This is a genomic window from Ramlibacter sp., assembly GCF_050250995.1.
Classification (GTDB): Bacteria; Pseudomonadota; Gammaproteobacteria; order Burkholderiales; family Burkholderiaceae_C; genus Ramlibacter.
Genome location: NZ_JBFWNP010000019.1, coordinates 44,137 through 57,638 on the forward strand (window position 1 = coordinate 44,137; position 13,502 = coordinate 57,638).

General features: G+C 68.4%; 10 protein-coding genes. 6 read left to right on the forward strand and 4 right to left on the reverse strand.

Going from position 1 to position 13,502, the window contains the following annotated elements; genetic code table 11:
* Window positions 1-11 precede the first annotated feature (11 nt).
* Window positions 12-1,010, forward strand: coding sequence for a type I glyceraldehyde-3-phosphate dehydrogenase (gap, locus tag AB7E83_RS14145; RefSeq protein WP_428570471.1), 999 nt, complete (start codon window positions 12-14; stop codon window positions 1,008-1,010).
* Window positions 1,011-1,283: 273 nt separating this feature from the next.
* Window positions 1,284-2,471, forward strand: a complete 1,188-nt coding sequence (locus tag AB7E83_RS14150; RefSeq protein WP_428570473.1) for an AAA family ATPase — start codon at window positions 1,284-1,286, stop codon at window positions 2,469-2,471.
* On the opposite strand, the gene AB7E83_RS14155 is transcribed toward AB7E83_RS14150, so the two are convergent.
* From AB7E83_RS14155 to AB7E83_RS14165, 3 genes are read right to left on the reverse strand one after another with little or no spacing between them, the layout of a single operon-like run.
* Complete coding sequence (locus tag AB7E83_RS14155; protein WP_428570475.1) at window positions 2,472-3,476, reverse strand: pirin family protein; 1,005 nt, start codon at window positions 3,474-3,476, stop codon at window positions 2,472-2,474.
* A 36-nt stretch (window positions 3,477-3,512) separates the two neighbouring features.
* On the reverse strand, window positions 3,513-3,989 hold the full coding sequence (locus AB7E83_RS14160; RefSeq protein WP_428570477.1) for an FKBP-type peptidyl-prolyl cis-trans isomerase: 477 nt from the start codon (window positions 3,987-3,989) through the stop codon (window positions 3,513-3,515).
* Window positions 3,986-5,200 (reverse strand): MFS transporter, encoded by a 1,215-nt coding sequence (locus tag AB7E83_RS14165; RefSeq protein ID WP_428570478.1) that lies wholly within the window; start codon window positions 5,198-5,200, stop codon window positions 3,986-3,988. The genes AB7E83_RS14160 and AB7E83_RS14165 overlap by 4 nt, the downstream gene beginning before the upstream one ends.
* Before the next feature lie 125 nt (window positions 5,201-5,325).
* Between AB7E83_RS14165 and AB7E83_RS14170 the strand changes: the two genes are divergently transcribed.
* The gene (locus AB7E83_RS14170) at window positions 5,326-7,224 is read left to right on the forward strand and encodes a DUF6600 domain-containing protein (protein WP_428570480.1); all 1,899 of its coding nucleotides are present in this window, start codon (window positions 5,326-5,328) and stop codon (window positions 7,222-7,224) included.
* 60 nt (window positions 7,225-7,284) lie between these two features.
* Here the strand turns inward: AB7E83_RS14170 and fusA are convergent, their stop codons facing one another.
* Window positions 7,285-9,339: an elongation factor G gene (gene fusA / locus AB7E83_RS14175; RefSeq protein ID WP_428570482.1), complete on the reverse strand. Its 2,055-nt coding sequence runs from the start codon at window positions 9,337-9,339 to the stop codon at window positions 7,285-7,287.
* Window positions 9,340-9,597: 258 nt separating this feature from the next.
* Here fusA and AB7E83_RS14180 point away from each other — a divergent pair, with 258 nt between their 5' ends.
* The 3 genes from AB7E83_RS14180 to AB7E83_RS14190 are packed head-to-tail and all read left to right on the forward strand — an operon-like array spanning window position 9,598 to window position 13,488.
* Window positions 9,598-10,956, forward strand: coding sequence for a glutamine synthetase family protein (locus tag AB7E83_RS14180; RefSeq protein WP_428570484.1), 1,359 nt, complete (start codon window positions 9,598-9,600; stop codon window positions 10,954-10,956).
* Window positions 10,957-10,978: 22 nt separating this feature from the next.
* Window positions 10,979-12,112 carry an iron-containing alcohol dehydrogenase gene (locus tag AB7E83_RS14185; RefSeq protein WP_428570486.1) on the forward strand — a complete coding sequence of 378 codons (1,134 nt, stop codon included), beginning with the start codon at window positions 10,979-10,981 and terminating at the stop codon, window positions 12,110-12,112.
* The gene (locus AB7E83_RS14190) at window positions 12,109-13,488 is read left to right on the forward strand and encodes an aldehyde dehydrogenase family protein (protein ID WP_428570488.1); all 1,380 of its coding nucleotides are present in this window, start codon (window positions 12,109-12,111) and stop codon (window positions 13,486-13,488) included. The genes AB7E83_RS14185 and AB7E83_RS14190 overlap by 4 nt, the downstream gene beginning before the upstream one ends.
* Window positions 13,489-13,502 lie beyond the last annotated feature (14 nt).

Sequence of the window (13,502 nt, forward strand, 5' to 3'; positions counted from 1 at the left end):
AGTAGACGAACATGACGATCAGAGTGGGCATCAACGGCTTCGGCCGCATCGGCCGCAACGTGCTGCGTTCCGCGGTCGCGAATTTCAACGACATCGAGATCGTGGGCATCAACGACCTGCTCGAGCCCGACTACCTCGCGTACATGCTGCAGTACGACTCGGTGCATGGCCGCTTCAAGGGCACGATCGCGGTCGAGGGCACGACGCTCGTCGTGAACGGCAAGAAGATCCGCCTGACCGCCGAGAAGGACCCCGGCGCGCTGAAGTGGGGCGACGTCGGCGCCGACGTGGTGATCGAATCCACGGGCATCTTCCTGTCGAAGGACGGCGCGCAGAAGCACCTGGACGCCGGCGCGAAGAAGGTGATCATGTCGGCCCCGTCGAAGGACGACACGCCGATGTTCGTCTTCGGCGTGAACGACAAGAAGTACGACGGCCAGAAGATCATCTCCAACGCCTCCTGCACGACCAACTGCCTGGCGCCGCTCGCGAAGGTGATGAATGACAAGTGGGGCATCAAGCGCGGCCTGATGACCACCGTGCATGCCGCCACGGCGACGCAGAAGACGGTGGACGGCCCGTCCAACAAGGACTGGCGCGGCGGCCGCGGCATCCTCGAGAACATCATCCCGTCGTCGACGGGCGCGGCCAAGGCCGTGGGCGTCGTGATCCCCGAGCTGAACAAGAAGCTGACCGGCATGTCGTTCCGCGTGCCGACTTCGGACGTGTCGGTGGTCGACCTCACGTGCGAGCTGAACAATGCGGCGAGCTTCGCCGACATCTGCGCCGAAATGAAGTCGCAGAGCGAAGGCGCCCTGAAGGGCATCCTGGGCTACACCGAGGACAAGGTGGTCGCCACCGACTTCATCGGCGACACGCGCACCTCGATCTTCGACGCCGACGCGAGCATCCAGCTCGACCCGACCTTCGTCAAGCTCGTGTCCTGGTACGACAACGAGTGGGGCTACTCGAACAAGTGCCTGGAGATGGTGCGGGTGGTGGCGAAGTAGACGGCCGCTCGCGGAGTCCAAAAAAAGCGCCGCAGGGCGCTTTTTTTTGGCCGTGTTGGCGAAGGACTGCAGATGCGGTGCGAAGCGGTTACAGATGCCATGCGTCGGCGGCCGGCCAGTGCTTGACGCGCAAGTGGATTTCCCTGCGGTCAGGATCATGTCGCGGCAGCCCCGGAAAGCTGCTCTCGGGGTAGCCGTGTCGAGCCGCCAATTATTGACTTTTATCCCAATCATGATAATTTATCGGAATTGCAATAAAAAGGGATAATTAAGTTGATTTCCTTTCCGCGCACAGCTCTTGCTGAACAGCTGGTTCAAGCGCTGCAAGGCCGTGCGTTCCTCGGCGACGTCCACAACGGATTGTTCCTCGCTGCCCCGCGCCGCACCGGCAAGAGCACCTTCCTGCGGAGCGACCTGCAGCCCACCCTGGAGTCCGCGGGCGTCACCGTGGTGTACGTGGACCTTTGGGCCGATCCGCGGCGCGATCCGGGTGCTCTGATCGCCGAGGCCATCGGCGGCTCGCTCGACCTTCACCTCGGCGCCGTGGCGCGCGCGGCGCGACGCACCGGTCTCAAGAGCGTGAAGCTGGCCGGGACGGTGGAGATCGATACCAGCCGCATCGGCCATGTCGATGGCCTGACGCTCGTCGATGCACTGCGAGCGCTGCACGAACGCGCCGGCAAACCGGTGGCACTGATCGTCGACGAAGCCCAGCACGCGCTCACCAGCGAGGCAGGCGAAGCGGCAATGACGGCTTTGAAGTCCGCGCGCGACCAATTGAACAAGCCCGGACAAATCAACCTGATGCTGGTCATGTCGGGCTCCGACCGCGACAAGCTGTTGCGTCTTGTCGTAAGCGCCAGCGCACCCTTCTATGGCTCGCAAATCCAGCCGCTGCCGCCGCTGGACGCAGACTTCATCGCGCACGTTGCCGACCTCGTAGAGGCGCAGCGGCCGGACCTGCGCCCCGTCGACCGGCCCGCGCTAAATAGCGCATTTGCCGTCTTCAATCACCGACCGCAGTTTTTCATGGCCGGCCTCGGCGCGGTGCTGAGCCCGTTGGCGGCCTTGACCGGCCGTTTTGAACCGGCCTTGCTCGAAGCCGCACAGGATCGTCTTCGCGAGGACGAGTCGCAGATGGAGTCGGAATTCCTTGGCCTGAAGCCGACGGAGCAGGCGGTCCTGTGGCGCATGCTGGAACAGGGGCCACGCTTTCGTCCCTACGATTCGGAGGCGCTGCGTTTCTACCGCGACAAGACCGGGCACCCCGTCAACGCCACGCAAGCCCAGCGCGCGCTCGAATCATTGCGCCAGCGCATGCCGGCGCTGGTCTGGAAATCCGCGAGAGGCGAGTACTCCGTTGAAGACGCGGCGATGTATCGCTGGTACGAAGCGCGCCGCGGCGCGAACCTGTGGCCACCCCTGCCACCGCAAGGGCAACTCCCACTCGAAGACGACTGACTACGGCGCGTCCCGTCGCCCACCCGGATGCAGCGCGAACCGCGCCGGCTCCCGGCCATGCACCGGCGCCGTGTCGGGGAACGGCCAACCGCCGAACTGCGTGCGGCGGTAATCCTGCATCGCCTGGTGGATCTCGGCCTGCGTGTTCATGACGAACGGGCCGTACTGCGCCACGGGCTCGGCGATGGGCCGGCCCTGCAGCAGCAGGAACTCGGCCACTTCACCCTCGGCGGACAACTCGACCGCAACGTCGGCGAGCAAGGAAATCGCCACCGGCGCTTCGACGCGCTGCCCCGCCACGACGGCAGTCCCGCCCTTGAAGAAATACAAGGTGCGACGCGTGCCTTCGCCTCCTGCCGCAGGCAAGGTCCATCGGGCGCCGGCCGCAAGGCGAACCGTCCAGATCGCGACGTCGGCCTCCGCGCGCGCGGCCCACGAATCCGGCGGCGGCGCGGGCGCGCGCGTGTCGCCGAGCGCGCCGGCAATGACCGCGACTTCGACGCCATCCTCGGTCACGCGAGGAATCGCCTCGTTCCAGAACATCGTGAAGTGCGGCTTCGCCATCTTGTTCGCCGCCGGCAGGTTCAGCCAGATCTGGAACAGCTCCAGCGGATTCTCTTCCTCCTGCTTCAGCAGGGGAAACATCTCGGAATGCACGATGCCGCTGCCGGCCGTCACCCACTGCACGTCGCCACCGCCGAAGCGCGCGGTGGCGCCCAGCGAGTCGGAGTGATCGATCAGGCCGCGCCGCACGATGGTGACCGTCTCGAAGCCGCGATGCGGATGCGCGGGAAAGCCCGGCACCGTCTCGCCGTGGTACATCGAGAAGCCGTCCTTGCGGCTGAAGTCCGAGCCCATTTCGCGGCCCGCCAGCGACACCGCGGGCGCCATGTCGGCGTTGCCGCGCGGGTAGTGGTCGTCGTGGTAGGCGCAGAAGAGGAAGGGGTCCGCGGTCTCCCAGGGGAAACCGAGCGGACGGATGCCGAGGACGGGAGAAGTGGCCATGGCTTCAGATGCGGGCGCGGCCCGCGCTTTCAACTTTCAATGGTGATGGCCGCCCGCGCCGTGGACGTGGCGGTGCTGGATCTCCTCGGCCGTGGCCGCGCGCAGGTCGACCACCTTCAGCGTGAACACCAGGCGCTTGCCGGCGAGCGGATGGTTGCCGTCGAGGTGGACCTCGGGTCCCTTGATCTTCATCACGTGGAAGACGTGCGGGTCGCCCGCATCGGTGCGGCCCTCGAGTTGTCCGCCGACCTTCACGCCGGGCGGGAATTCGCTCTTGGGGATCACGCGCACCAGCGACTCGTCGCGCGTGCCGAAGGCGTCCTCGGGCTGCAGGTCGAGCACGACCTGATGGCCCTTCTCCTGGCCGTCGAGCGCGGCCTCGATCTTCGGCAGCGTGTTGTCGTAGCCGCCATGGAGGTAGACCATGGGTTCGCGGCTGGCTTCGATGAGCTTGCCGGTGGGCTCGGCCACCTTGTACTGCAGGCTGACGACGGTGTCTTTCTCGATCTTCATCGCTCGATTGTGCCCTGCGGCGCGGGCAACAGGCGGCAGGCCGCCGCGGCAACGGCCAGGAAGCCGGCGATGGCGATGAGCACGGCGAAATATGCCTCGACGCCGGCGGCCAGCGCGGCCGTGGCGATGGCGCCCGTGAGCCACTGCATCAGCGCGACGCCGAGGAACATAGACATCGTGAACACGGCCATCGCGCGGCCGGTCATCTCGGCCGGGTAGGCATTGCGCACGTCGGCGTACTGCAGGACGATGAAGCCGGACAGCACGCCGACCGCAAGCCCCAGCGCGACGTCGAGCCAGGCCGAGGTGCTGAACGCCATCGTCGCGAACACCACCGCACAGGCCACGGTGAAGCCGGTGATCCACACGCGGCGGCGCTTCGGGCCGGGGTCGAGCCGCCCGAAGAGCGGCGGCCCCGCCATGCCGACGACGGAGACGAACAACGCGACGTTGCCGGTCTGCACGAGCGTGAACTCGTGCCGGTCGATCAGGAGCGGGCCCAGCCAGAGGCCGCGCAGCGACAGGAAAGCCGCGTAGGTGAACAGTCCGAGCAGCAGGATGCCGGCGGTGTGCGGCAGACGGAACAGCACGCCATAGCCGCCGAGCGCTTCGCGCAGGCGCATGCGCTTGCCGCCCGCGTGCTCGCCCGACTCGCGCACGAGCACGAAGATCGCGAGCCAGGCGAAGGCGGCGCATGCAGCGAGCGCCAGATAGCCCGCGCGCCACGAAGTGCGCTCGACCAGCCACGCGAGGGGCGTGCCCGTGAGCAGGAGGCCGACCGAGCCGATGCCGAGCGCCAGCCCCGACACCGACGCGAAGCGCTCCGGCTCGAAGCGCCGCGCGATGAAGACCGTGCAGACGAGGAAGGCCGGCGCGCAGCCGATGCCGATCAGGGCCTGCCCGACCACCAGCGTGCCGAAGCCGCCCGCATTCGCGCACACCAGCGCCCCGGCCATGGCCGAGGGGAAGGCGACCAGCACCGTGCGCCGCACGCCGTGCATGTCGATGGCGATGCCCATCACGAACTGCAGCAGGGCGAAGGAGAAATGGAACGCGCCGGCATAGATGCCGAGCGCGGCGGGCGACAGGCCGAACTCGCGCGCGAGCGGCGGCGCGAGGATGGCGGCGATGGTGCGAAACGCCTGGCTGAGGGCGAACGCGCTCATGAGCGCACCCAGCATCACGACGCGCGAGGGGGCGAGGGAAGGCATGCCCAGGCAACTGTAACGGCAGCGCCATGTCCGGCTTTACACAAGGTCAACCCCGGCTTCGCAAGCGATTGCAGTCTTTACCTTAAGTTCGACGCACGAACTTCCAACCGAGCGTTCAAAGACCCATGAGCCGTACCGTCTTGCCCCGCTTCCTCGCGCGACTGGGATTCGCGCTCGCCTTCGCGATGGGCGCCGCCGCCGCTCCGGCGCAGGAGGCCGACCCGCCCGGCCGCGTGGCCGCGGTGACCGAGCGCAGCGGCTCGGTCGTGTTCGCGCCGGCCGGCGACACCGAGTGGGTCGAGCTGCCGGTCAACCGTCCGCTGACCCAGGCCGACCGCCTGTGGACCGACGACGGCGCGCGCGCCGAGGTGCACCTCGGCACGGCCACGTTGCACGTGGACGACCTCAGCCACCTCGGCTTCGTCGTGCTCGACGACAGCCAGTCGCACATCAGCCTGACGCAAGGCACGGTCAACGCCCGCGTGCGCGAACTGCGCGCCGACGAGAACTTCCGGATCGAAACGCCCAACGTGACCGTGCAGGCGGCGGCCGCGGGCGATTTCCGCATCGATGCCGATCCCGATGCGGGCACCACGCGCGTGACGGTGCGCAGCGGCAACGTATTCGTCTCCGGCGAAGGCGGCCGCACACTGACGCTGAATGCGGGACAGCAGCAGACCTTCGCGGCGCGCGATCTCGGCCGCGTCGAGTCGACGCGGCAGGCGCGCGACGCGTTCGATGCCTACGCGTCGGAGCGCAATGAGCGCGAGGACCGGTCCATCGCGGCGCGCCATGTGCCGCGCGAAGTCGTCGGCTATCAGCAGCTCGACCCCTACGGCACCTGGAGCCAGGATGCGGCCCATGGCTCCGTCTGGTATCCGGCGAACGTGGCGGCCGACTGGGCGCCGTACCGCGACGGCCGCTGGGAATGGGTGCCGCCCTGGGGCTGGACCTGGATCGACGCGGCGCCGTGGGGCTTCGCGCCCTCGCACTATGGCCGCTGGGCACGCATCGGCCCGCGCTGGGCGTGGGTGCCGGGCGATCTCGTGCGGCCCGTGTATGCGCCCGCAGTCGTCGCGTTCGTCGGCGGCAACGGTTCGGCCAGCTTCTCGTTCAGCATCGGCTCGAGCCCCGGCATCGCGTGGTATCCGCTCGCGCCCGGCGAGTACTGGCAACCCTACTACCGCACGAGCGCGGTGTACGTGCGCAACTTCAACCGGCACATCCATGACGTGCCCGGCGCGTGGGCCACGCACTGGCATCGGCGACATGGTCACGGCGTGACTGCGGTGCGCGTCGACGATTTCAACCGCGGCCGCGGGCTGCGGGGAAACTGGCACCGGCTCGATTCGAACGTGATCGCCCGGGCGCCGCTTCTCACGGGCTTCGCGCGGCCGGACGATCGGGGTCGGGTCCGTGTCGACCGTGAAGCCCCGCGCCTGCGCCATCTGCCGCGCGAAGGCGCGGCGGTCGGCGGCATGCCGGCGTGGAACCTGAACGGGCGCAACGACCCTCGCACGGCGCCGGCCGTGGGCGGCGGGGCGACCGCGCAGCCGCGCGATGCACGCGATGTGCGCGATGCGCGCGTGGGGCGCCGGGACCACGAAGGGCGCGACGGGCGCGATGGACGTAACGGCGGGGAACGCCAGCGCGACGCCGACCGCGTGCAGCGCGAACAGCGCGAAGCGCAGGTGCAGCAGCGCGAGGCCCGGGAGCGCCAGCGCAGCCAGCAGGAAGCGCAACAGCGGGAAGCGTGGATGCGCCAGCGCGAACAGCAGCAAGTCGAGCAGCGCGAACAGTGGCAGCGCCAGCGCGAGCAGCAGGTCCGGCAACGCGAGCAGCGAGAGCAGCAGCGTGAACAGTCGCGTTCGCAACGCGCGCAGCAGCCGGCGCAGGTCGCCGTGCCACAGCGCCAGGTTGCGCCGGCCGCGGTCGAGCGGGAGCCGCAGATGGGAGGCGGTGGCGGCAGCGGCTGGCGCGGACCGCGTGGCGGCGATTCCGGACAGCGCGGCGACGGCAGCTGATCCGAAACCGGGAAGCTGTCACTCCCTCTCCCGCTTGCGGGAGAGAGGGAGGGACGACCGTCAATCCGCGTCGTGGACCTTGTGCTGCGACATCAGGTTCTGCTGCACCGTCGGCGGCACGGGTTCGTAGTGGCTGAAGGCCAGGGTGTAGCGTCCCTGCCCGCCCGTCAATGAATTCAGGCGCGACTGGTAACTCGACAACTCCGACAACGGCGCCTGCGCGAGCACCGTCAACGCTCCGTCATTAGCGGCGCGCGTGCCGCTCACCTGTCCGCGCCGCGATGCGAGGTCGCCCGTGATGTCGCCCATGTTGTGTTCCGGCGCCGCGATCTCGACGTCCACGATCGGCTCCAGCACGCAGGGCCGCGCGCTCTGCACCGCGGCCATCAGCGCCCTCTTGCCCGCCTGCACGAACGCGATCTCCTTGCTGTCGACGGTGTGGTGCTTGCCGTCGTACACGACGACTTTCAGGTCCACCACCGGATAGCCCGCGATCACGCCTTGCTCCATCGCGAGGCGGATGCCCTTCTCCACCGCCGGCATGAAATTGTGCGGGATCGCGCCGCCCTTCACCTCGTCGACGAATTGAAAGCCGCCGCCGCGCGGCAGGGGCTCCACGCGCAGGAACACTTCGCCGAACTGGCCCGCGCCGCCGCTCTGCTTCTTGTGACGGTGATGGCCTTCGGCGGGCGACAGGATCGTCTCGCGGTAGGCGATGCGCGGCGGCCGCGTCTCCACCTGGCAGTTGTGGACTTCGGTCAGGCGCTCCAGCAGCGTGCGCGTGTGCAGCTCGCCCAGGCCGTACACCACGGTCTCGTTCGTGGTCGCCACGTGCTCGACCTTCAGGCAAGGATCCTCGCTCACGAGCTTCTGCAGGATGTCGTGCAGCCGCTGCTCGTCGCCGCGCCGCTTGGGCAGGATCGCCATGCCATGCACGGGCACCGGAAACTCCAGCGGCTTCAGGTGGATGTGCGAGTCCTCCGCGGCGTCGTGCAGCACGGCGTCGAAATGCAGCTCCTCCACCTTCGCGATCGCGCACAGGTCGCCCGGCACGGCTTTCGGCACTTCCTTCAGCTCCTTGCCCTGCAGCATGAACAGGTGGCCCACCTTGAACGGCCGGCGGCCGTCGCCCACGTAGAGCTGGCTGTCGCGCGTGATGGTGCCCTGGTGGACGCGCAGCACGCCCATCTTGCCGACATAGGGGTCTTGCGTGATCTTGAAGACGTGCGCGAGCACGTGCTTGCCCGAGTCGACCTGGGCCTGGATCGGTCTGGCGCCGTCGCCCTCGCCTTCGAGGAACGCGGGCGGATTGCTCTCGGTTGGATCGGGCAGCAGCTTCTCGATGATCTGCAGCAGCTCCGCGACGCCCGCGCCGGTGCGCGCGGAGACGAAGCACACCGGGATGAGGTGGCCTTCGCGCAGCGCCTGCTCCAGCGGCGCGTGCAGTTCGGCGGGGTCGACGTCGCCTTCGTTCAGGTAGCGCTCGACGAAGGCGGCATCGACCTCGACCACCTGCTCGACCAGCTTGCGGTGCGCCTCCTCGACCGAGGAGAAGTCGGGCGCGGGTCCGTCCTTGCCGAGGTTGTAGAAACAGTCGACGACCGCCGAGCCGCCGTTGGCGGGCAGGTTCACCGGCAGGCATTCGCGGCCGAAGGTCGCCTGGATCTGCTCCAGCAATGCAGGCAGGTCCACGCCCTGCGCGTCGATCCGGTTGACGACGATGATGCGGTCCCGCTCGCGCTGCGCGGCCCACTCCATCATGCGCACGGCCATCGGCTCGATGCCGGTGGCGGCGTTGAGGACGACGGCGGCCGTCTCCACCGCTTCGAGCGCGGGCAGCGACTGGCCGAGGAAGTCGGACGCGCCGGGCGTGTCGATCACGTGGCTCGTGATGCCCTCGTGCGTGAAGTGGACGAGCGAGGAGTTGAGCGAGCGCAGCGCGCGTTTCTCGAGCGGATCCCAGTCGCTGACCGTGGAGCCGCGCTCCACGCTGCCGGGCGCGCCGATCGCGCCGGCTTTCGCCAGCAGCGCCTCGACGAGGCTCGTCTTGCCCGCGGCCGCGGGGCCGACGAAGGCAATGGTGCGCCGAGACGCAATGTCGCGATGTGTAGCCAAGACGTTCCTCCCAGCAGATCTCTGACCGCCCCAATATAAGGTGATCCTTGGCGCGCGGCAATTCGCGCATGTGCCCGGTCCCGGGCAATCTCGATGCTCGACCGTAGGTCCGAAGTGTGATTGCACGCCTCCGGTCACCCCACGCCGCCCGGCTTTTGTCGTAGGCTGGTGGACATGACCCCCACGCTTGTCACTTCGTGTACTGCGCTGCCCCCCGAGGGGGCTTCAGCCTCCTTGAGGCGGCTCGGCGGAGGCTGAATGTCCAGCAACGTACATCCGGCGCTCGCCGCGCTGCGCCAGTCGGGCGCCTCCAAGGTCAAGGTGGCCGCCGCCGACATCGACGGCATCCTGCGCGGCAAGTATTTGCACCGCGACAAGTTCGAGGGCGCGGCCGAGTCGGGCTTCGGCTTCTGCGACGTCGTGTTCGGCTGGGACAGCAGCGACGTCACCTACGACAACACGCAGGTCACCGGCTGGCAGCACGGTTTTCCGGATGCGCTGGCGCGGATCGACCTCGACACCCTGCGCCGCGTGCCGTGGGACGGCAACGTGCCGTTTTTCCTCGGCGAATTCGTCAACGCCGACGGCACGCCCTATGCGGTGTGTCCGCGCCAGACGCTGCGGCGCGTGCTCGCGCGCGCCGAGCGCATGGGCCTGAAGGTGATGTGCGGCTTCGAATTCGAATGGTTCAATTTCCGCGAGACACCGCAGAGCTGGGCCGCGAAACAGGGCGTGGCGCCGGAGCCGATCACGCCGGGCATGTTCGGCTATTCGCTCCTTCGCGCGAATGCCCACCGCGAGTATTTCAATGCCTTGATGGACGAGATGCTCGCGTTCGGCGTGCCCATCGAGGGGCTGCACACCGAAACGGGGCCGGGCGTCTATGAAGTCGCGATCGCGTTCTCGGAAGCGCTGGAGCAGGCCGACCGCGCCATCCTTTTCAAGGCTGGCGCCAAGGAAATCGGCGCGCGCTTCGGCATCATGCCGAGCTTCATGGCGAAGTGGAGCGCGCAGTATCCGGGCTGCAGCGGCCACATCCACCAGAGCCTGTCGGACGGCGAGAAGAACCTGTTCCACGACGCGGATGGACGCGGCAGGATGAGCAAGCTCTTCGAGAGTTATCTCGCGGGCCAGGTCGCCTACCTCATGGAATTCGCGCCGATGTTCTGGCCGACCATCAACAGCTACAAGCGCCTCGTCGACGGCTTCTGGGCGCCGGTCAAGCCGACCTGGGGTTTCGACAATCGCACCGCGAGCTTCCGCGTGCTGGCCGGCAGTCCGAAGAGCACGCGGCTGGAGACGCGGTGCCCCGGCGCGGACGTGAATCCCTACCTGGCGATGGCCGCCGTGGTCGCGGCGGGCCTGCAAGGCGTCGAGCAGCAGCTCGAACTGAAGCAAGCCCCGGTGACGGGCACAAACGAGGGCTCGGACGACATCCCCCGCGCGCCGCGCACGCTCATCGAGACCACGCGGAACTTCCGTCGCTCGGACACCGCGCGCGACTGGTTCGGCGATGCCTTCGTCGATCACTTCGCCGCGACGCGCGACTGGGAGTGGCGTCAGTGGCTCGACGCCGTGACCGACTGGGAAATGAAGCGCTATTTCGAAATCATCTGATTCACCTGGAGCGCACCGGCCCATGAGCCTCAACAGTTTCTCGTTTCCCACGGCCATCCGTTTCGGCGCCGGCGCACGCAAGGAAGTGGCCGCGCATCTCGTGCAGCACGGCTTCAAGCGGCCCTTGCTCGTGACCGACCGGGCGCTCGCCGAGCTGCCCGTGCTCGACGAGTTCAAGTCGCACCTGGGCGCGCTCGATGTGGCCGTGTTCTCCGGCGTGCAGGGCAACCCGACCGCCAGCCAGGTGATGCAAGGGGCGGCGATGTTCAAGGCGCATGCGGCCGACTGCGTGATCGGCTTCGGCGGCGGCGCGGCGCTCGACGTGGCGAAGGTGGTGGGCCTGGCGGCGACGCACGAGGGCGACATCATCGAATACGCGTGGGATCATCCGAAGGCGCGCGCGATCGAGGGGGACCTGCCGTACTTCATCGCGCTGCCCACGACGGCCGGCACCGGCTCGGAGGTGGGCCGCTCCTCGGTCATCAGCGAGGACGACACGCACCTCAAGCGCGTGATCTTCAGTCCGAAGGTGCTGGCCCGGATCGTGTTCGCCGACCCCGAGCTGACCTTCGCGCTGCCGCCGCACGTGACCGCCGCGACCGGCATGGACGCGCTCACGCACAACATCGAGAGCTACCTCTCGCCCGCGTACCACCCGCTGTGCGACGGCATCGCCCTGGAGGGCGCGCGGATCGCGGCACGCGCCCTCGTGCGCGCGGTCGCGGAGCCCACCAACCTCCAGGCGCGCAGCGACATGATGATGGCGTCGATGATGGGCGCCATCGCATTCCAGAAGGACCTGGGCGCGGTGCATTCGTGCGCGCACGCGCTGGGGGCCGTGTGCAACCTGCACCACGGCCTGGCGAATGCGCTGATGATCGACACGGTGCTGGCGTGGAACCACGAGTCCGAGCCCGAGAAGTTCGACGAGCTCGCGCAGGCCTGCAAGGTGCCCGAAGGCGGCCGCGGCCTCGCCGCATGGCTGCGCGCGCTGCGCGAGCGCGTCGGCATCCGCGGCACGCTCGCCACGCACGGCGTGACGCCGCAGCAGATCGACAAGCTCGCCGACATCGCCTGGGCCGACATCTGCCACAAGACGAATCCGCGCGAATGCACGCGCGCCGACTTCGTGCGCTTCTTCGAAGGCGCGATGTGAGCGGCGCCCGCCTCCCGGTCGACAATCCCGCCACGGGCGAGCGCATCGCCGAGCTCGAATGCGACGACGCGCCGTCGCTCGCCATGAAGGTGGAGCGCGCCCGCGCCGCGCAGCAGCCGTGGGCCGCCACGCCGCTTGCGGAGCGCAAGGCCTGCATCGTGCGGTTTCGCGATGCGGTGGTGCGCGAGCTGGAGCCGCTCGCGCGGACCATGACGCGCGAGACCGGCAAGCCGATTCGCATGTCGCGCAACGAATTGAACGGCCTCTTGCCGCGGCTCGACTTCTTCCTCGACGAAGTCGACCGCGTCATCGCCGACGAGACCGTGTGGCAGCAGGACGGCATGACCGAGCGCATCGAGCACCGGCCGCTCGGGCTCGTGGCCAACGTCTCGGCCTGGAACTACCCGTGGTTCGTCGGCTGCAACGTGCTCGTGCCCGCGCTGCTCGCGGGCAACTGCATCCTCTACAAGCCGTCGGAGTTCTCCAGCATGACGGGCCTCGACATCGCGCGCCTGCTGCACGAGTCGGGCGTGTCGCGCAACGTGCTGATCCCCGTCATCGGCGCGGGCTCCATCGGCGCGCACCTGGTCGACCAGCCGGTGGACGGCGTGTTCTTCACCGGCTCGCATGCGACCGGCGTGCGCATCGCGCAGGCGCTCTCGGGCCGCTTCGTGAAGCTGCAGCTGGAGCTCGGCGGCAAGGACCCCACGTATGTGTGCGACGACGCGGACGCGAAGACCGCCGCCGAATCGCTGGCGGATGGGGCGATGTACAACACGGGCCAGAGCTGCTGCTCGGTGGAGCGCATCTACGTCCATGAAAAGATCCACGATGCCTTCGTCGCGCACTTCGTCGCCACGGTGAAGGGCTTCGGGATCGGCGACCCGATGGCGGAGGACACGTACATCGGCGCGCTCACGCGCGGTGCGCAGCTCGCGGTGCTCGAGTCGCAAGTGAACGACGCGCGCGCGAAGGGCGCGACGCTGCACACCGGCGGCCTGCGCATGGGCACGCCCGGCAACTGGTTCGCGCCTACGGTGCTGAGCGAGTGCAATCACACGATGACGCTGATGCGTGAGGAAAGCTTCGGCCCGGTCATCGGCATCCAGCGCGTGTCGGGCGACGAGGAAGCCGTGCGCCTGATGAACGACACGCGCTACGGCCTGACGGCGGGTGTCTACACGCCCGATCGCGCGCGCGCGGAGGCACTGCTTGCGCGCGTGAATGCCGGCAGCGTCTACTGGAACTGCTGCGACCGCGTGAGCCCGCGCCTGCCCTGGAGCGGCGTGGGCGACAGCGGCGTGGGTCTCACGCTGTCGAAGTACGGCATCCAGACGTTCACGCGGCCCCGCGCCTGGCATTTGAAGCAGGCGTAACGCGCGTCATTCCC

Bases quoted from the DNA above. Each gene is read 5' to 3' on its own strand.
- gap (WP_428570471.1), top strand. From the start codon at position 12: ATGACGATCAGAGTGGGCATCAACGGCTTCGGCCGCATCGGCCGCAAC.
- AB7E83_RS14155 (WP_428570475.1), bottom strand. From the start codon at position 3,476: ATGGCCACTTCTCCCGTCCTCGGCATCCGTCCGCTCGGTTTCCCCTGG.
- AB7E83_RS14160 (WP_428570477.1), bottom strand. From the start codon at position 3,989: ATGAAGATCGAGAAAGACACCGTCGTCAGCCTGCAGTACAAGGTGGCC.
- AB7E83_RS14165 (WP_428570478.1), bottom strand. From the start codon at position 5,200: ATGCCTTCCCTCGCCCCCTCGCGCGTCGTGATGCTGGGTGCGCTCATG.
- AB7E83_RS14170 (WP_428570480.1), top strand. From the start codon at position 5,326: ATGAGCCGTACCGTCTTGCCCCGCTTCCTCGCGCGACTGGGATTCGCG.
- AB7E83_RS14180 (WP_428570484.1), top strand. From the start codon at position 9,598: ATGTCCAGCAACGTACATCCGGCGCTCGCCGCGCTGCGCCAGTCGGGC.
- AB7E83_RS14185 (WP_428570486.1), top strand. From the start codon at position 10,979: ATGAGCCTCAACAGTTTCTCGTTTCCCACGGCCATCCGTTTCGGCGCC.